At 63.4% G+C, this 18,601-nt stretch carries 18 protein-coding genes and 1 tRNA gene; 8 read left to right on the top strand and 11 right to left on the bottom strand.

What is annotated here, in order from left to right; all coding sequences use genetic code 11:
• Positions 1–61 precede the first annotated feature (61 nt).
• Positions 62–2,107, top strand: a complete 2,046-nt coding sequence (locus EU803_RS07280; RefSeq protein ID WP_129681245.1) for an ASKHA domain-containing protein — start codon at positions 62–64, stop codon at positions 2,105–2,107.
• Here the strand turns inward: EU803_RS07280 and EU803_RS07285 are convergent.
• The 5 genes from EU803_RS07285 to EU803_RS07305 are packed head-to-tail and all read right to left on the bottom strand — an operon-like array spanning position 2,104 to position 6,555.
• A complete protein-coding gene (locus EU803_RS07285) occupies positions 2,104–2,895 on the bottom strand; it encodes an alpha/beta fold hydrolase (RefSeq protein ID WP_129681247.1) in 792 nt (263 codons plus the stop codon). The two genes, EU803_RS07280 and EU803_RS07285, sit on opposite strands and share 4 nt — an antisense overlap.
• Positions 2,895–3,491: an amino acid synthesis family protein gene (locus EU803_RS07290; RefSeq protein WP_129681249.1), complete on the bottom strand. Its 597-nt coding sequence runs from the start codon at positions 3,489–3,491 to the stop codon at positions 2,895–2,897. Before EU803_RS07290 ends, EU803_RS07285 begins: the two co-directional genes overlap by 1 nt.
• 11 nt (positions 3,492–3,502) lie before the next feature.
• Positions 3,503–4,537, bottom strand: a complete 1,035-nt coding sequence (locus tag EU803_RS07295) for an LLM class flavin-dependent oxidoreductase (protein WP_129681251.1) — start codon at positions 4,535–4,537, stop codon at positions 3,503–3,505.
• A gap of 20 nt (positions 4,538–4,557) precedes the next feature.
• Entirely contained in the window at positions 4,558–6,030 is a 1,473-nt protein-coding gene (locus tag EU803_RS07300; RefSeq protein WP_129681253.1) for an aldehyde dehydrogenase, read from the bottom strand.
• A gap of 12 nt (positions 6,031–6,042) precedes the next feature.
• Complete coding sequence (locus tag EU803_RS07305; protein WP_242494304.1) at positions 6,043–6,555, bottom strand: flavin reductase family protein; 513 nt, start codon at positions 6,553–6,555, stop codon at positions 6,043–6,045.
• A gap of 83 nt (positions 6,556–6,638) precedes the next feature.
• Between EU803_RS07305 and EU803_RS07310 the strand changes: the two genes are divergently transcribed.
• The 4 genes from EU803_RS07310 to EU803_RS07325 all read left to right on the top strand — a co-directional run bounded on the left by EU803_RS07310 (position 6,639) and on the right by EU803_RS07325 (position 9,547).
• The gene (locus EU803_RS07310; RefSeq protein WP_242494305.1) at positions 6,639–7,526 is read left to right on the top strand and encodes a LysR family transcriptional regulator; all 888 of its coding nucleotides are present in this window, start codon (positions 6,639–6,641) and stop codon (positions 7,524–7,526) included.
• Positions 7,527–7,563: 37 nt separating this feature from the next.
• A tRNA-Gly gene (locus tag EU803_RS07315) sits at positions 7,564–7,637 on the top strand.
• 49 nt (positions 7,638–7,686) lie between these two features.
• On the top strand, positions 7,687–8,037 hold the full coding sequence (locus EU803_RS07320) for a RidA family protein (RefSeq protein WP_129681255.1): 351 nt from the start codon (positions 7,687–7,689) through the stop codon (positions 8,035–8,037).
• A gap of 127 nt (positions 8,038–8,164) precedes the next feature.
• On the top strand, positions 8,165–9,547 hold the full coding sequence (locus EU803_RS07325) for a DUF2235 domain-containing protein (RefSeq protein ID WP_129681257.1): 1,383 nt from the start codon (positions 8,165–8,167) through the stop codon (positions 9,545–9,547).
• A 366-nt stretch (positions 9,548–9,913) separates the two neighbouring features.
• Here the strand turns inward: EU803_RS07325 and pgi are convergent, their stop codons facing one another.
• From pgi to EU803_RS07345, 4 genes are all read right to left on the bottom strand, one after another.
• The gene (pgi, locus tag EU803_RS07330; RefSeq protein WP_129681259.1) at positions 9,914–11,512 is read right to left on the bottom strand and encodes a glucose-6-phosphate isomerase; all 1,599 of its coding nucleotides are present in this window, start codon (positions 11,510–11,512) and stop codon (positions 9,914–9,916) included.
• 15 nt (positions 11,513–11,527) lie between these two features.
• A complete protein-coding gene (gene pgl / locus EU803_RS07335) occupies positions 11,528–12,199 on the bottom strand; it encodes a 6-phosphogluconolactonase (protein WP_129681261.1) in 672 nt (223 codons plus the stop codon).
• Between the two features lie 95 nt (positions 12,200–12,294).
• Positions 12,295–13,749, bottom strand: a complete 1,455-nt coding sequence (zwf, locus tag EU803_RS07340) for a glucose-6-phosphate dehydrogenase (protein ID WP_129681263.1) — start codon at positions 13,747–13,749, stop codon at positions 12,295–12,297.
• A 436-nt stretch (positions 13,750–14,185) separates the two neighbouring features.
• Positions 14,186–14,770 (bottom strand): HNH endonuclease, encoded by a 585-nt coding sequence (locus EU803_RS07345; RefSeq protein ID WP_129681265.1) that lies wholly within the window; start codon positions 14,768–14,770, stop codon positions 14,186–14,188.
• Between the two features lie 205 nt (positions 14,771–14,975).
• On the opposite strand from EU803_RS07345, the gene EU803_RS07350 reads away from it, so the two are divergent.
• Positions 14,976–15,311: an SMR family transporter gene (locus EU803_RS07350; protein ID WP_129681267.1), complete on the top strand. Its 336-nt coding sequence runs from the start codon at positions 14,976–14,978 to the stop codon at positions 15,309–15,311.
• Here EU803_RS07350 and EU803_RS07355 read toward each other — a convergent pair.
• Positions 15,308–15,514, bottom strand: coding sequence for a DUF6356 family protein (locus tag EU803_RS07355; protein ID WP_129681269.1), 207 nt, complete (start codon positions 15,512–15,514; stop codon positions 15,308–15,310). The genes EU803_RS07350 and EU803_RS07355 overlap by 4 nt on opposite strands.
• A gap of 136 nt (positions 15,515–15,650) precedes the next feature.
• Here EU803_RS07355 and EU803_RS07360 point away from each other — a divergent pair, with 136 nt between their 5' ends.
• Together EU803_RS07360 and typA are read left to right on the top strand one after the other, a co-directional pair.
• Positions 15,651–16,109 (top strand): Lrp/AsnC family transcriptional regulator, encoded by a 459-nt coding sequence (locus EU803_RS07360; protein ID WP_129681271.1) that lies wholly within the window; start codon positions 15,651–15,653, stop codon positions 16,107–16,109.
• A 76-nt stretch (positions 16,110–16,185) separates the two neighbouring features.
• Positions 16,186–18,006 (top strand): translational GTPase TypA, encoded by a 1,821-nt coding sequence (gene typA, locus EU803_RS07365; RefSeq protein WP_129681273.1) that lies wholly within the window; start codon positions 16,186–16,188, stop codon positions 18,004–18,006.
• Between the two features lie 178 nt (positions 18,007–18,184).
• Here the strand turns inward: typA and EU803_RS07370 are convergent, their stop codons facing one another.
• Positions 18,185–18,475 (bottom strand): DUF1330 domain-containing protein, encoded by a 291-nt coding sequence (locus tag EU803_RS07370; protein WP_129681275.1) that lies wholly within the window; start codon positions 18,473–18,475, stop codon positions 18,185–18,187.
• Positions 18,476–18,601: the final 126 nt, after the last annotated feature.

Consider the following 18,601-nt stretch of genomic DNA (forward strand, 5'->3'; position numbering starts at 1 on the left):
CCTTGGCAGACATTCCACTATCTTGCCGCCAAGCGCGAACATCCAAGGCCAGATCATTTCCATGTCCCAAGACCCCCTCGTGATCTTTACCCCCTCCGGCAAACGTGGCCGGTTCCCCATGGGCACCCCGATTCTGACCGCCGCGCGGCAGTTGGGTGTGGACCTGGACAGTGTCTGCGGCGGGCGCGGGATCTGTTCGAAATGCCAGATCACCCCGTCGTATGGCGAGTTTCCGAAACACGGGGTGACCGTGCGCGAAGGGGCTCTGTCCGAATGGAACAGCGTCGAAGACCGCTATGACCGGATCCGGGGCCTGCCCAAGGGCCGCCGCCTTGGCTGTCAGGCGACGGTTCAGGGGGATGTGGTTGTCGACGTGCCGCCCGAAAGCCAGGTGCACCGTCAGGTCGTTCGCAAACGGGCCGAGGTGCGGGCGATCACGCTGAACGCGACTGTGAAACTTTATTATGTCGAGGTGCGCGAACCCGACATGCACGACCCCACCGGCGATCTGGAGCGGCTGCGCACCGCCCTGACCGATCAATGGGGCCTGCCGCGCGTCGATTGCGACCTGTCGGTTCTGGGGATGCTGCAACCGGCCCTGCGCAAGGGCGACTGGAAGGTGACCGTCGCGATCCATCAGGACGAAGACGACGACACCCCGCGGATCATGACCCTTTGGCCCGGACTGCATGAAAGTGGCATTTACGGGCTTGCCGTCGATCTGGGATCGACCACCATTGCCGCCCACCTGTGCGACCTGCAATCGGGCGAGGTTGTCGCCTCCTCTGGCCTTATGAACCCGCAGATACGCTTTGGCGAAGACCTGATGAGCCGGGTCAGCTATTCGATGATGAACCCGACCGGCGCGGCGGAGATGACCAAGGCCGTCCGCGACGGTATGAACCAGCTGTTCGACGACATCGCCAAGGAGGCGGGGATCGACAAGGCGCTGATCCTTGACTCGGTCTTCGTCTGCAATCCGGTGATGCACCACCTGTTCCTTGGGATCGACCCGTTCGAACTGGGACAGGCGCCCTTCGCGCTGGCCACATCGGATTCGATCCGGCTGATGGCCCGCGACCTTGACCTGCACCTGAACCCTGCCGCCCGCGCCTATATCCTGCCCTGCATCGCGGGGCATGTGGGGGCGGATGCCGCCGCCGTGGCCCTGTCCGAGGAACCCAACAAGTCGAAGGATCTGGTGCTGGTCGTCGATGTGGGCACCAACGCCGAAATCCTTCTGGGCAATACGGAAAAGGTTCTGGCCTGCTCGTCCCCCACCGGCCCTGCCTTTGAAGGCGCGCAGATCAGCGCTGGCCAGCGGGCCGCGCCGGGGGCCATCGAACGGGTCGAGATTGACCCCGTGACCAAGGAGCCCCGGTTCAAGGTCATCGGCTGCGACCTGTGGTCGACCGAGGACGGCTTTACCGAGGCCACCGCCAGCACCGGGATCACCGGCATCTGCGGGTCGGGCATTATCGAGGCACTGGCCGAAATGCGGATGGCGGGGATTCTGGACGCCTCTGGCCTGATCGGCTCGGCGGAACAGGTGGGCAGTGCCCGCTGCATCGCCGAGGGGCGGACGAATTCCTACCTGCTGCATGACGGCAGTGCCGATGGCGGCCCGGTCATCACGGTGACCAATCCCGACGTGCGGGCGATCCAGATGGCCAAGGCCGCGCTTTATTCCGGGGCCCGGCTGCTGATGGACAAATTCGGTGTGGATGCGGTGGACCGCGTGGTGCTGGCCGGGGCCTTTGGTGCCCATATCAGCCCAAAGCACGCGATGGTTCTGGGCATGATCCCCGACGCGCCACTGGACAAAGTCACCAGCGCCGGGAATGCCGCCGGAACCGGCGCGCGCATCGCCCTTCTCAACCGCGCGGCGCGCGGCGAGATCGAGGCGACCGTGCACCAGATCCACAAGGTCGAAACCGCGATCGAGCCGCGCTTTCAGGAGCATTTCGTGAACGCCTCGGCACTGCCCAACTCGGTCGAGCCGTTCCCGATCCTGAATTCCGTGGTCAGCCTGCCCGATGTCAGCTTTAACACCGGCGGCGGTGACGGGGCCGATGGCGGACGGCGGCGGCGGCGCGGGCGGAGCTAGACCCCCGCCAGAAACGCCTCAACTGCGTCGGAAAAGACCTTGGGCTGTTCGATCAGCCCGAGGTGTTTCAGGCCCGGAACAATCGTGACGGTGGCCCCGGAGATTTCCCGGCCCATGTCCGCGCTCATGGCCGGGGTGGACCCGACATCGTTTTCGCAGGTCATCACCAGCGTGGGCACGGTCAACGGCGGGTCGGGCCGGATCAGTTCGACCACCCCCTCGACCAGCACCCGGCGATGGGCGCTATAGGTTTCAGCATCGTTGGACAGGACAGCCGCGCGGACCTGTGCCACGGCATCCGGGTTCGTGCTGCGAAAGGCATCCGTGAACCAGCGCTCCATCGTCTGGTCGATCCCCGCCGCCGGGCCGCCCGCCGCGTTGTTGCGCGCCCGTTCCTCGGCCAGACGCTGCTGTTCCGCGCCCCTGTCGTGCGGGGAATTCAGGATCGCCAGCGCCGACACGCGGGCGGGATGGTCGATCGCCACGCGCCGGTTGATCATGCCGCCCAGCGAAAACCCCACCAATGCGGCCCGGTCGATTCCCAGATGATCCAGCAGCGCAACCACCTGATCACCCAGCATCCGCAGCGTGACTGGCCCCGATGGCGGGGCGCTCTCGCCGTGACCGGGCAGATCATAGGTCAGAACCCGGAACCCCGCGGACAGCGCCGGCCCGATCTGCGCCCATGTCACCGCCCGGTTCAGCCCCAGCCCGTGGATCAGCGCCACAACCGGCGCGCCTTCTGGCCCGGTCAGGTCATAGGCGGTCCCATCCGGCGCGACGGGCATCACACGCCCGCCGGGTTGTCGACGTCATGGCCCATTTCGCGCAGGTCTTCGTAGCGGTTGCCGATCCGGTGGTTCGGATGGCCGCCGACCGATGCGCCGAGGGCAAGGATGATCTCATCTTCGGCCGGGGCGTCGGGAACCGTCGTATGGATGGTCTGGTAATGCGACCGGCGGCCGCCATCGTCCTTGTCCATCAAGGGGATGATCAGCGCCGTGCCCGGCCCGCCGCGGGTGTTCGAAAACGCCAGATAGGACTTGGCTTTGACCGCCTCGCGGTACTGGTTGCCGAACCACAGCGAATGGGTCAGCCCCTGCCCGTGTTCATTCTCGCCCCCTGCCCCGGTGACGGACGCCTTGCCGTAGCCTTCGATCCGGTCACCCGCCGCGCCGATCAGCATATCGGTCAGCAACTTGCCCAGAACCGGCCCGTGTTCGCGAATCTCGGGGCGCAAGTTCTCGACATGGCCGCGCCCGAACCACGGGTTCCGGATGATTGCCATCGCGGCATAAAGATGGGTCGGTTCATCAACCTTTTTCCAGCCTTCAAGATAGGTGGTCTGCTGCCACAGAAGCGTGCGGCGGATTTCGATAGCCATCAGATGTCCCCTCAGGAAAAGGCCGGAATGACGTGTTCGCAGAACAGTTCCATCGACCGTTTCTGCTCTGCCTGACCAAGGCCAAGGCTGGCGTAGTAGATAAAGCTGTCGACGCCGCGCGCCTCGTATCCCTTCAGCCGTTCGATGATCTGGTCGGGGGTGCCGAACATCAGGTTGTCGGCCAGCATCTGCGGGTCGTATTCCGCCCGGTTTTCAAGGTCTTCCAGCGGAATCTGCCTGGCAAAACCGTTCTTCACGTCGCCAAGGTTCTTGAACAGGTTTTCGAATTGCGACAGCTGGCGGCGGGCGGCGGCGATGGGCACGGCAACGTCCTCGACCCGGTCCACAAGGGCTGTATGGCGCATCATGGCAATCTCGGGCCGTTTGCGGCCGGGGAACTTCGCCTGCGCCTCAGCGAAACGTTCCATATAAAGGTCCACTTCTGACATGGGGCGCGTCAGGGGCCAGGACATGATGTTGTAGCCATGTTCGACCGCGTAATCGAAGGTGATCGGCGCGCGGGCGGCAACCCAGATAGGCACTTCTTTCTGCGCGGGCTTGGGAACCGAGGTGGATTTCGGGAACTTCCAGAACTCCCCGTCGTGTTCGTAATCCCCCGCCCAAAGCGCCTTCACCGCGGGCAGCATCTCGTGCATGTAGCGCCAGGCGTCGGATTGCTTCAGCCCCGGATGCATCCGGTCAAATTCGCGCTGATAGGCCCCCGATCCGATCCCGAATTCCAGCCGCCCGCCGGTCAGCAGGTCGGTCATCGCCGCCTCGCCCGCCAGCCGGATCGGCGTCCAATAGGGGGCAACTGCCACGGCGGTGCCCAGCCGGATGCGGGTCGTGTGATCGCCCCACCATGTCAGCAATTGGAACGGGTTCGGCGCGATGGTCATTTCCATCGCATGATGTTCGGCGGCCCAGACGATATCGAACCCGCCCTGATCGGCCATCTTGACCATGTCGAGCGTGTGATCGCGGACCGAGACCATGTCGATGCTGTCGTCGATCCGTTCCATATTGATGGCGAGCTGAAATTTCATCGGTTTATCCTTGCTTGGGCTCAGCGCATGACAAAAGGGTTGGCCAGCGGCGTATCGGATGTGTTCATCCAGACCGTCTTGGGCCTTGTGTAGTCGTAGACGGCCTGGAACCCGCTTTCGCGGCCATAGCCAGAGTTCTTCATCCCGCCGAATTCCGCGATCGGGGACACGGCGCGATAGGTGTTGACCCAGACGATCCCGGCACGGACCGCGCGGGACATCCGCAGGGCGCGGGCGTTGTCGTGGGTGAATATCCCAGCGGCCAGCCCGTGCACGGTGTCATTGGCCAGCGCCAGCGCCTCTTCTTCCGTGCGGAAGCGCAGGACCGATAGGACCGGGCCGAACAGTTCCGTATCCACGATATGCAGGTCCGGGCGCGGGCAATCGACGATGGTGGGCTGAAAAAACAGGTCAGACCCGGCTTCGGCGCGCGCGCCGCCACAGATGATCCGCGCGCCTTCGCTGACCGCGCGGGAAAGTTCCCGCTCGATGTTTTCAACCTGCCCCATGGTGCAAAGCGGCCCCATGTCGGTGTCTTCCGCCATCGGGTCACCGATCCGGACCCGGCCCGCGACCGCCGCCATCTTCGTCAGGAATTCCTCGGCCACATCTTCATGCACGATCAGGCGCGACCCGGCCACGCAGCTTTGCCCGGATGCACCAAAGATCCCGCCGACCGATCCGTTGACCGCGCTGTCGATGTCGGCGTCCGGGAAGACGATGAAGGGGGATTTGCCACCCAGTTCAAGGCTGACTTCGGCGAAGTTCTGGGTCGAGTTCTGGATCACGTGCCGGGCCGAGGCCGGTCCACCGGTAAAGGACACCCGCGCCACCAAAGGGTGCGAGGTCAGCACCCGCCCGCAGGGATCGCCGTGGCCGGTGACGATGTTCACAACCCCATCGGGAATGCCCGCCTCGGCCACCAGCCTGCCAAACTCCAGCATCGGGGCCGAGGCATGTTCCGACGCCTTCAGCACAACCGTGTTGCCCGCCGCCAACGCTGGCCCGATCTTGACCGCCGACAGGAACAGCTGGCTGTTCCACGGCACCACCGCGGCAATGACGCCCAGCGGTTCGCGCTGGGTGAAAACGAACATATCGGGCTTGTCGATGGGCAGGGTTTCGCCGTGGATCTTATCCGCAGCGCCCGCGTAGAAGTGATAGAATTCGCTGATGTATTTCGCCTGCCAGCGGGTTTCCTTGAACATCTTGCCGGTATCGCGGGTTTCCACCGCGCCCAGCTGTTCGGACCGGTCGGCCAGCAGGTCGGCAAGGCGGCGCAGGCAGCGGCCGCGCTGGGTCGGAGACATGGTCGCCCAGGGGCCCGTGGTGAAGGCCTCATGCGCCGCACGCACGGCGCGGTCCACATCCTCTGCCGTGGCCTCGGGGATCAGCGCCCAATCTTTGCCCGTCGCGGGCTCCATACTGGGAAACGTCGCCCCGTCCGAGGCCGCGACCCAGTCGCCGCCGATCAACATCTTATAGGTTTGCATCTGTCCTCCGGCCTAGTGCGGGGCGTGCGCCGCGTCAGGCACCACCCGGTGATAGGCCCCATCATGGTAGGTCAGCGGGCGGCTGTCACCGCCCAGAACCGCACCAACCCGCCCGATGACAATCAGGTGGCTGCCGGACAGGAGGGTCTGCTGGACCTCGGCCTGAAACACGATGGCCCCGTCGATCTGCGGCGGGGTGCCGGGAAGACCATAGCAATCAACCCCGGAAAACCGGTCCGACACGCGGGCATCATGCCGCCCGGCGAAGCGGTCTGCGATGTCGGTGCTGCCCTCGGGCAGGACGTTGACGCAGAACCGGCCATTATCCTGAACCGCCTGCGCGATCCGGCTTTGCCCGTGCAGACAGACCAGCACCGTCGGCGGATCGGCCGAGACAGAGGAAAACGCGCTGACCGTCGCACCGTAGCGTCCCGCCGGCCCGTCGGTGGTGACGACCGTGACCGAGGCCGCGACCCGCCGCATGGCCCCGATGAACTGGTCCCGATCTGCCTGATCTGTTGCCATGGCGCACCTCCTGTCCCGCATGTTGACGGGCGGAAACTGCCACATGTTACCAATTCTTGAAAACGAATAGTTTTGATCGTTTAATGCGGAAATTCCGAATTGAGGCCGCCGTGAATATCACCTCGCTCCAAACCTTTCTTGCCATCGTCGAAACCGGCAGTCTTGTTCGCGCGTCGCACAAGATGAACGTGACCCAATCGACTGTCACCGCGCGGCTGAAGGGGCTGGAAGAGGAGATCGGCCAGACCCTGCTGATCCGGCAGAAATCCGGCGTAACCCTGACGCCTGCCGGGACCAAGATGCTGCGCCATGCGCGGCTCATGACGGGGCTGTGGCGGCAGGCGAAATATGAAACCGCCCTGCCCGAGGGGCTGGACTCGGTCTGCACATTCGGCTGCGATCGCGAGTTGTGGCACGGTCCGGGGCGGGCGTTCTTCTACGGGATCACCGCCGACCGGCCCGAGGTGGCCCTGTCGGTCCAGCAGGGCAGCAGCCGCGATCTGGAGGATTGGATCTCAACCGGCATCGTCGATGTGATCCTGACCTACGAGGCGGTCGCGCGGGGCAACCAGACCATCCACGACCTGCCGCCCGAGGAGCTGGTGCTGTATTCCTGGCGCGACGGCGCCCCGGTGATTGGCGATCCGGGATATATCTTTGTCGATCACGGGGCGGAGTTTCGCCGACAGCACGCCGAAGCCTATCACGACGCAGGGCTGGCGCGGCTGAACTTCGACAGCTCTTGGTGGGCGCTGCAATTCATCCTCGACAACCGCGGCTCGGCCTATCTGCCCCGCGCGCTGGCCGACACATTCGTCCAGCAGGGCCGGATCTTCGAGGTGGCGGGCGCGCCCCTGTTCAGCCGCAAGAAATGCCTTGTGGTCAACGACTCCGCTGCCCGCAACTGGCCGTGGTTCCCGGCGCTGGTGGCGCGGCTGCAAGGACGGGTCAGCCCCACGAATTCCGCTTGACCTTTGCGCGCCCCGAAAATACATCCCCCTTCAAGCGGCGGGTATGGTGAAAAGGTATCACGAAAGCTTCCCAAGCTTCAGTTACGGGTTCGATTCCCGTTACCCGCTCCAACCTCTCCCGACCGGTTACGTTTCAACCAATTCCAACGGGAGACACCCCATGTCAGACATTAAACGTATCGAATGCGGTCAGCGGATGAGCCAGGCCGTGGTTTACAATGGCATCGCCTATCTGGCCGGTCAGGTCGGCACGCCCGGCGCGTCGGTCGCCGACCAGACCCGCGCCGTTCTGGACAGCATTGACCGGCTTCTGGCCGAGGCCGGGACCGACAAGACCAAGATCCTGACCGCGCAGGTCTGGGTGGCCGACATCAGCACCGATTTCGCCCCGATGAACGAGGTCTGGGATGCATGGGTCGCCCCCGGCCACGCCCCCGCCCGCTATACCGGCGAAGCAAAGCTGGCCACCCCCGACTACCGGGTGGAGATCATCGTGACTGCCGCGATCTGACAGTCGCCAACTTGATGGAAAGGCCCCGAATCTGGGGCCTTTCCTGTTCCGGCTGCATCCTTTGGTTGATTTGCCGAGCCGCCCGCTCCATCCTTTCCGCATTGGTTAAGGCAGTTCGGGGGCGGCGATGCGCAAGATCATCATTTGCATGGATGGCACCGGGAACGAGGTCGGGGACAAGGAAACCAATGTCCTCAAGCTCTACAAGGCGCTGAAGAAGGACGACGTTCAGGTCTGCCATTACGTCCCCGGCGTGGGCACGATGGACAACCAGCGCATGTTCGGCAAGGCGGTGCAGCGGGTCAAGGCGATCATGGGCCTCGCCTTTGGCCTTGGGCTGGAAGACGACGTTCTGGACGCCTACCGCTTTCTTGCCACAACCTACAAAAGTGCCGAGGTCCACGCGGCAGAGGCAGGCAGCAAACCTTCGGACAGTTTTCAGGACGACCGGATCTATATCTTCGGGTTTTCGCGGGGCGCCTATGCCGCCCGCGTGCTGGCCGGGTTCATCCACAACTTCGGCCTTGTCTCGCCCGACCGGCTGCACATGATCACGCAGGTGTTCCGCGCCTATCGCCGAGTCACCAACGCCGAAAAGGGCGAAGACCCGGACAAAGTGTTCCAGAAGCTGCGCGAATACGAACATGTCATGGACCCCGACCGGGTTGTCCCGATCCGGTTTCTGGGCCTTTACGATACCGTATCGTCGATGATCCGGCTGCCGATCTTGCGGGGCGATTTGCGCACCATCTATCGCGAGGGCAGCCTGCTGGAATACGGCACCCATGCCAATGTGAACCAGAATTGTTCGGTGCGCATCGTGCGTCACGCGCTGGCGGCAGATGAACGCCGGTCGATGTTCCGGCCGCAGGTCTGGCAGCCCGGCCCCTACTATGGCAACCGGTTCAAGCGTGGCACCGAAAAGACCCAATTCGTCGAACAGCGCTGGTTCGCAGGCTATCATTCCGACATCGGCGGCAGCCCGCCCGAGGATGAAAGCGGGATCGGCAAGATCACCCTTTTGTGGATGCTGGACGAATTGAAGGCCGCCGAGGAAGCCGCGGATGCCGAGGACGCCGCGATCCGCAAATCCGAACGCAAACGCGCCCTGCCCCTTGCCGCCCGGTTCGCACCGGGGCTGGAGTTGAAACGCGGCGCGATGAAGAACTACCTGACCGGGGAAAATGGCAAGAAAACCCCGGGCGGCCTGCCCTATTGCGGCCCGGACCCGATGGCCCCGATCCACAATTCGATCTGGGGGACCGACTGGAAGCCGAAAGGCAGCTGGATTTGGGCCCTGTTCGAGTTTCTGCCGAAATGCATTACCCGACGCACATGGCCGCCGGGGCCGTTCCTGCTGCGCCGGGGGATCATCTGGTTCCTGCCGATGTTCGAACCGCGCGTCATACCCAAGGACCACATCCTTGACCCAAGCCTTCTGACCCGGCGGGACAAGGACCCGGACTATGACCCGCCTAACCTGCGGGCGCGGTTGGAACAGTCGGGCTAGTCTGGTCCCTTGCATGACCTTGGGGCGAAGGAACCATTCGTTCTAGCGCGCGGCGCGCGTGCGATGTTTGGACGACAGCCTTTCGGGACGAAACGGTCATTCATTAGCCCGGGCCGAATAGCACCGAAAGTGCCGGCCCATCGCCAGACCGCCCACGGGGCTGGCGATTTGGCGGGACTGGGTGCATCGCTCATGCGGAGCGCGGACGTGGCAGAGATAAAGCGGAAAGCACCGGCGTTGATCGCCATCCCGCGGTCCGCCGATGGGCCTCCTGCCAAAGGTCGGGCTTGGGTTCATAGCCGATCTTCAGGTGGTGTAGGCGCCCTCTAGATACCAGCCACCTCAGGGCGCCCTACATCTTCGCCGTCACGTCCCGTGGCTGTGCAGGAAGCCTACCAGCGCGGCTGTGGACCCGTCCTTGCCTGCCGCGCTTTCCGACCCTTCGACGATCGGTTGCAGGGCCGTCGCCAGTTCCTTGCCCAGTTCCACGCCCCATTGGTCGTAGGAATTGATCCCGAGGATCACCCCTTCGACGAACACCCGGTGTTCGTAAAGCGCGATGATCTGGCCCAGAACCTCTGGCGTCAGCTGCGGATAGGCAATCGTCACGGAGGGCCGGTTGCCCTTGAAAACCCGGTGGCGGGCCTGCCGGTCGAGTTCCTCCCCCTCGAAGCGGCCCGCCACCTTTGCACGGGCCTCGTCAAGGCTCCGGCCCTTCATCAGCGCCTCGGACTGGGCCAGACAATTGGCGACCAGAAGCTGGTGCTGATGGTGCAAGTCATCCTCGTGCCCACGGGCGGCGACAAGGAATTCGCAGGGGATCACGCGGGTCCCCTGATGGATCAACTGGTAGAAGGCATGCTGCCCGTTGGTGCCCGGTTCGCCCCAGACCACGGGGCCGGAGTGGACCGGCAGATCGGCGCCATCCATGCTGACGCCCTTGCCGTTCGATTCCATCTCGAGCTGTTGCAGATAGGCGGGCAGCCGCGCCAGCCGGTTGTCATAGGGCAGCACCGCGCGGGTCGCATGGCCGCAGACCTGATTGTGCCAGACCCCGACAAGAGCCAGCAGCGCCGGTAGGTTTTCATTCCACGCCGCGTCGCGGAAATGCCGGTCCATCGCTTGCCCGCCCCGCAGGAAGGCGCGGAAGGCGGCCCCGCCGATGGCGATCATCAGCGACAGGCCGATCGGCCCCCACATGGAATAGCGCCCGCCGACCCAATCCTCGAACCCGAAGACACGGTCGGGCGAAATACCAAAGGCTGCCGTCTTGTCCGCCGCCGTCGACAGTGCCGCGAATTGCGCCGCGGGGTCGGTGACGGATTGGCTCATCCATGCCTTGGCCGTGCGCGCGTTGGTCATGGTTTCGATGGTGGTGAAGGTTTTCGAGGCCACGATCACCAGCGTGGTCGCCGGGTCGCACCGGCGCAGCACCTCGGCCACATCGGCCGGGTCCACGTTCGATACGAAATGGCAGCGCGGCCCGTCGTGATAGGGCGCCAGCGCCAGCGTGGCCATCGCGGGCCCAAGGTCGGAGCCGCCGATCCCGATATTGACCACATCGGTGATCTTCCCGCCCTGCCCGGTGAACCGGCCCGCGCGCACATCTTCGGCAAAGGCCTCCATCCGGTCGAGCGTTTCCAGAACCTCAGGCATCACATCCTGCCCGTCGACCATGACCGGATCGCCGTCCAGATTGCGCAGCGCCGTGTGCAGCACCGCGCGCCCTTCGGTTTCATTGATCTTCGCGCCGGCGAACATCGCGTCCCGCTTTTCCGCAACGCCCGCGGTTTCCAGCAGGTCGATCAGGAGGGCGCGGCCCTCGGCGTCGATATTGGTCTTGGAATAGTCGAGAAGCATATCCCCCATGCGGGCGGAAAACGCTTTGGCGCGGGGGGCATCGAACAGGCTGTCGATGCGGCGGTTGGCAATTGCGGCGTGATGGGTCTTGAGCTTGTCCCACATGGGTCGTGTCCGTCCTTAGCTGGCGGCCCAATGCACCGTGGCGCCGTTCAGCACGGCGGCCACGGGGGCCTCGTTCGGGGAAAGGGTGCGGGCACGGTCCAGCGCTGCGCGCTTTTCGGCCCCCACAATGACGATATGGCGGGCCATGGCGCCGTTCAGCACCGAGGCCGAAAGGGTGATCCGCGGCTCCGGTGCGCCCGGCGCCCGCATTGGATAGAGCAGGTCCACGCCATTCAAGGCATCATCCAGCCGGTCCGCACCGGGAAAGATCGAGGCGGTATGCATATCCGCGCCCATGCCCAAAAGGCAGACCGACAGCGGTAGCGCCTCGGCCACGGCGCCGGAGAGGCCCGGCAGCATCTCTTCGGCGCTGCCGCCTTCGGCATAAAGGGGCACAAGGGTCGCCGCTGCCGCGCGGTCGGTCAGCAGGCGGTCGCGCAACAGCCGCGTGTTTGAACGGTCCGAGGATTCCGGCACCCAGCGTTCATCGGTCAGCATCACCCGCACCCGCGACCAATCTAGGTCAGAGGCGCAAAGGCTGTCGAAGATCGGGCCGGGGGTGGTGCCGCCGGGCACCGCAAGGCTGGCGGTCTCCTCGTGGACCAGCACGTTCTCCAACTCTCCGGCGATGATATTGGCAAGGTCCATCATCATCATCTCGGAATCGGCGTATTCGATGAATTTCATCTCGCTGTCCTCGTCGCTTGCTCTGGGTCGCACTGGTGGGTTGACCCCCACCTTACAGCAGCACCCAGCGCCCGTAAGGTGGGTCTTGACCCACCCTACCCCTTGATATCGCGCCAACGGCGCCCGTCGCGGTGCATCAGCATCAGCGCGTCATCCGGCCCGGCGCTGCCCTGATCGTACAGCTTCGGCACGTCATTGCGGGCCTTCCAGCCTTCGATGATCGGATCGGTCCAGGCCCAGGCCGCCTCGACCTCGTCGCCGCGCATGAACAGGGTCTGATTGCCCCGGATCACATCCATGATCAGGCGTTCGTAGGCGTCGGTCACGTCCTCGGCCCCATCGCCAAGCGCATCGGCAAAGGACATGTCCAGCGGCACGTCGATCAGGCGCATTCCCCCCGGGCCCGGTTCCTTGATCGTCACCTGAAGGTCGATGCCTTCGTTGGGCTGCAGACGGATGGCCAGAATGTTGCGGTGCCGGGCCACGTCACCTTCGAAAATCGAATGGCCAAGGTCCTTGTAGACCACGGCGATCTCGGACGACCGGGCGCGCATCTTCTTGCCCGTGCGCAGGTAGAACGGCACCCCGGCCCACCGCCAGTTGTTGATATGGCATTTCAGCGCCACGAAACTTTCGGTGTGGGATTTCGGGTTTTCCGCGTCCAGCCGATAGCCCGGTTCATCCCCATCCGCATCATATTGCCCGCGCACGATGTGATGATAATCAACGGGCTGCAAGGCGCGGATAACCTTCAGCTTTTCATCGCGCACCGCATTCGCCTCGAACTGACTGGGCGGTTCCATCGCGATCAGGCACAGAAGCTGCATCAGGTGGTTTTGCACCATATCCCGCATCGCGCCCGACTTGTCGTAATAGGCGCCGCGGCCTTCGACACCGACGGTTTCCGACACGGTGATCTGGATGTGGTCGATGTAGTGGTTGTTCCACAGCGGTTCGAACAAAACGTTACCAAAGCGGACCGCCATCAGGTTCTGGACGGTCTCTTTGCCAAGGTAGTGGTCGATCCGGTAGATTTGATCTTCGTTGAAATGCAGCGCCAGCGTGGCGTTCAGCGCCCGGGCGCTTTCCAGATCGCGGCCAAACGGCTTTTCGACAACGATCCGGCTTTTGGCATCGGCAATCTTGTGCAGATGCAGGCGTTCGGCCAGATCCCCGAACAACGACGGTGCAACCGAGAAATAGAAGGCCCGCACGACGTCGGCCCGCATCAGATCGCGCAGCTGTGCCCAGCCGCCTTCGCCCTTGGCGTCGATCGCGACATAGTGCAAGCGCCCCAGAAAGGCCTGTAATTGCTCGGTTTCCTTGGCTTCCGGGCCACCGAATTCGGCAATCGCTTCGCCGATCATGTCGCGGAACCCGGCGTCGTCCATCTGCGACCGGGCGGCCCCGATGATCCGTGACTCGGCCGGCATCTGGCCGGACAGGAACCGCCGGAACAACCCGGGAAGGATCTTGCGCCGGGCCAGGTCGCCGGTGCCCCCGAAAATGACCAGGTCGAACGGATCGACCGGAATGACGCGCGAGACCATGGTGTTCCCTTTCGTCGCCGGGCGAAACATCGCCCCGTTTCAGACTTTGCGCCACATTCCGTTAGCGCTAACGCGGTCCTCATACCGTGCTGCACCTGCAAAGTCCAGCGGTTCAACGCCCCTCATTTCCACCCTGCCAATCGCGCGGACACAGGCGTTTGCGCAGGCCACGGCGGTCTATGACCAGACGGGCCAAAGGCCACCACCGGGATGTCATAGCAAAGTAATACCAGATTCGGTCAGCCCTTGTCGCTTGTCCCTCAATGGCCGAGATCACCCAGTTGAGAACGGCATACTCGGCGCGCAGAGGCATCGCGTGCTGGCATCCTTCTGACATCCGAGATGTGAGTATGTGAGCCAACCTGAACCTAAAGCAGGGCTTCATCCCTGCCCAGCCGGCAGTGGGGAGGCTCATCGGCCCCGAAATGGGCGCAGACTATGCCTCCAGTTCGGCATCCCAATAAAGATAATCGACCCAGCTTTCATGCAGGTAACCCGGCGGGAACTTCCGGCCCGAGTTGCGCAGTTCCTCTGCCCCCGGCTGGCGTGGCGGTTTGCGCAGGGACATGCCAGCCTGACGCAGGCTCTTCGATCCTTTGCGCAAGTTGCAGCGCGAACAGGCGGCGACAACGTTTTCCCAGCTTGTCACACCGCCGCGCGCGCGGGGGATCACATGGTCAAAGGTCAGATCGCCGGTACTGCCGCAGTATTGGCAGCAAAACCCGTCCCGCAGAAAAAGATTAAAGCGCGTGAAGGCCACGCGCTTTTGAGGTTTCACATAGTCTTTCAGGACAACGACAGACGGGATCCTGATGATGGTCGAGGGGCTTCGGACGACCTCGTCATATTCGGCGACGATGTCCACCCTGTCCAGCCAGGCGGCCTTGATCGCCTCTTGCCAGGGCCACAGGGACAACGGGTAGTAAGAGAGCGGCCGGTAATCCGCATTCAGCACCAGCGCCGGATGGTGTTTCAACGCTGCTGGGTCCCTGACGAACCCGGTCCTGAAGTCTCCGTCCATCGGCAAAATCTCCCTCACCCTGTCTGCCTGCCTCGGCACCAGAGCGGGAGCGCCCCGCTCCTGCCTAATTGCCACTATATCTCGGACCGATGGGCAAGCAAGCCCTACATGTGGCTGAGAATCCCTTAGGATTGTCACAGGGTGATGACGTGGCTTCCCTCGGGCGATTTGCCGGTCTAGGACGGGACGACCGGAGGTTTTTGCCATGCCCACACATTACATCTACCTGATCATCGCGATTGCTGCCGAAACAATCGGCACATCGGCGCTTCAGGCCAGCCAGCAATTCACCCGGCTGTGGCCCTCGGTCATCGTGGTGGTGGCCTATGCGGTGTCCTTCTATCTGCTCGGCCTGACCCTGAAATACATGCCCGTGGGGATCATGTATGCCATGTGGTCTGGCCTTGGGATCGTGTTCATCGCGCTGATCGGCTGGCTCGCCTTCCGGCAATCACTGGACATGCCCGCGATCCTTGGGATCGGTCTGATCCTTGCCGGGATCGTCATTATTCAGCTTTTCTCGGACAGCGCCCGCCACTAGCGCCCGCGGGTGTGGGTCCGCTGATACAGGTCCGCCACGATCCGGCTGGCGGTCTTTTCGAACATGAACGGCAAAATAGCATGGACCGTGGCGGCAAAGGCCGCCGCGAACAGGCGCAGGGCAAAACCCGAGGCAAAGCGCGCGTGCTGGGCATAGGATTCGTCAACACTGCGGGGATGGTCGAGGAAGAGGCGGGTCAGCATGTCTGGTCCTTTCGCGGTCTGTCTTGCGGTGGTGGGTCGTCGTTGGGTCTGGATGCCATGGGTTGGATGGGCATTGCGCCCAAATCGAACCGTAAAACGCTTGCCGATTGTGATAATTTCCCTCATTTTTGTTTCCATGGTGGAAATTGACCAAATAGACCGCAAAATCCTGCGCGAACTGCAGCGTGACACGACCAGATCGTTGGACGAGGTTGCCGATCTTGTCGGCCTGTCGCGCAACGCGGTCTGGCGTCGGGTGCGCCTTCTGGAACAGGCGGGGGTCATCCGCGACCGGGTCGCCCTGCTGGACCCAGAGAAACTGGGCCTTGGTCTGACCGTCTTCGTGCAGGTCCGCACCAGCAGCCATGATCCCGACTGGCTGACCAAATTCGCCCGCGCGATGCGTGACACGCCCGAGGTTCTGGGCGCCTACCGGATGACCGGCGATCTGGATTACCTGATCCGCGCACGTGTCGGATCGGTGCAGGATTACGACCGGTTCTATCAACGGCTGATCGCCCGGCTGCCGCTCTCGGATGTCTCGGCCAGCTTTGTGATGGAAGAGATCAAGGAAACAACCGAACTGCCGGTTTGATCCGCGACGTTTGCTCTGGCCTTTGGGGGCTGTCCGGGCTATGGCCCCGCCAACCCGAAGATAAAGGCCCGTTCCAATGGATATCCGCAATATCGCGATCATCGCCCACGTCGACCACGGCAAGACCACGCTGGTGGACGAGCTTCTGAAACAATCCGGCGCGTTCCGCGACAATCAGGCCGTTGCCGAACGGGCGATGGACAGCAACGATATCGAACGGGAGCGCGGGATCACCATCCTTGCCAAGGCCACCAGCGTGGAATGGGCCGGCACCCGGATCAACATCGTCGACACCCCCGGCCACGCCGATTTCGGCGGCGAGGTGGAGCGCATCCTGTCCATGGTCGATGGCGTGGTCCTGTTGGTCGACGCCGCCGAAGGCCCGATGCCGCAGACGAAATTCGTGACCTCCAAGGCGCTGGCGCTGGGGCTGAAGCCCATCGTGGTTCTGAACAAGGTGGACAAGCCCGACGCCGAGCCCGACCGGGCGCTGGACGAATGCTTTGACCTTTTCGCCAACCTTGGCGCCACGGACGAACAACTCGATTTCCCGCATCTCTACGCCTCTGGCCGGTCCGGCTGGTGCGATGCGGAACTGGACGGGCCGCGCAAGGACCTGACCGCCCTGTTCGACCTCGTGCTGCGCCACGTGGACCAGCCCAAGCAGATCGAAGCGCGGGGCGAGCCGTTCCGGATGCTGGCCACCACCCTGTCCGCCGACCCGTTCATCGGCCGTATCCTGACCGGCCGTGTGGAAAGCGGCACGCTCAAGGTCGGCGAAACGCTCAAGGCGCTGTCGCGCACCGGCGAAAAGATCGAACAGTTCCGCGTGACCAAGATTCTCGCCTTCCGTGGCCTGTCGCAGCAGCCCATCGACGCGGCGGAAGCTGGCGATATCGTCACCATCGCGGGGATGACCAAGGCCACCGTGGCCGACACCCTGTGCGATCTGTCCGTGGACAAGGCGATTGACGCCCAGCCGATCGACCCGCCGACCATTTCGGTCCTGTTCGGGATCAACGACAGCCCGCTGGCGGGCCGCGACGGCAAGAAAGTCCAAAGCCGGGTGATCCGCGAACGCCTGATGAAAGAGGCTGAAACCAACGTCGCGATCAAGATCGAGGACACTCCGGGCGGCGAAGCGTTCATCGTTTCGGGCCGCGGCGAATTGCAGATGGGCGTCCTGATCGAAAACATGCGCCGCGAAGGGTTCGAACTGTCGATCTCGCGTCCGCAGGTGATCATGCGCGAAGAGGACGGCCAGCGGCTGGAACCGGTCGAGGAAACCACCATCGACGTGGATGACGAATATACCGGCGTCGTGGTCGAAAAACTGACCGGACCGCGCAAGGGCGAACTGGTCGAAATGAAACCCGCAGGCGCCGGCAAGACCCGGATCGTGGCCCATGTGCCCTCGCGCGGGCTGATCGGCTATCACGGCGAATTCCTGACCGACACGCGCGGCTCTGGCGTTCTGAACCGGATTTTCCACGGCTGGACCCCCTACAAGGGCACCATTCAGGGCCGCCGTCAGGGCGTTCTGATCTCCATGGAAAACGGCACCGCCGTGGCCTATGCGCTCTGGAACCTTGAAGAGCGCGGCAAGATGTTCATCCACCCGCAGGATGCGGTCTATCAGGGGATGATCATCGGCGAACACAGCCGCGACAACGATCTGGAGGTCAACCCGCTCAAGGGCAAGAAACTGACCAACGTGCGGGCCTCTGGCACGGACGAGGCGGTGCGTCTGACCCCACCGGTGCAAATGAGCCTGGAGCAGGCAATTGCCTACATCGATGACGACGAACTGGTCGAGGTGACGCCGAACGTCGTGCGGCTGCGCAAGCGCTATCTGGACCCGCATGAACGCAAGCGGATGGCGCGCTCGGGCAACTGATCAGTCACGGTGGGTCAAGACCCACCTTACGACATCGGCAATTGCGGAAAGTAGGGTGGGTCTCGACCCACCTTTTTCAAGCGTCATGCGAAAAACCTGACTCACCTAACGCTGCCTAAAATTAAAGATTTCAACGCGTTAGGTGATAGTTGATGCTTCAGGTGTTTCGTCAGACGCTCTAGTCGTCCGAAATCTCGACCACCATCAGTTCGCGCTCTGACGCGTCGCGGGCATGATCCAGTGCGCGCTGATATTCGATGGAGTTGTAGCATTCCACGGCCGCATCGACGCTGGGGAAGCGGGCGACGACATTGCGGGGCCGTTCCTTACCCTCCAGCTGCACGAACCGGCCACCACGGGCGATGAAATGGCCGCCATGTTTGGCAATCGCCGGTCCGGCCAATTCAGCATATTTGCCGTAGGCGTCCGGGTCGGTGACGGTGACATGGGCAATCCACAGGGCGGGCATGGCGGCTCCTTTCGCACGTTTCGGGACCAATCTTGCCGGTCTGGGCGCAAAGCGCAATGGTCTGCGCCCCCTGAAACGAAAACGGGCCGCCCCGCGATAAACGGGACGGCCCGGCCTGGATCGTTC

This window comes from Loktanella sp. IMCC34160, assembly GCF_004145845.1.
In the GTDB taxonomy this organism is placed as follows: Bacteria; Pseudomonadota; Alphaproteobacteria; order Rhodobacterales; family Rhodobacteraceae; genus SELP01.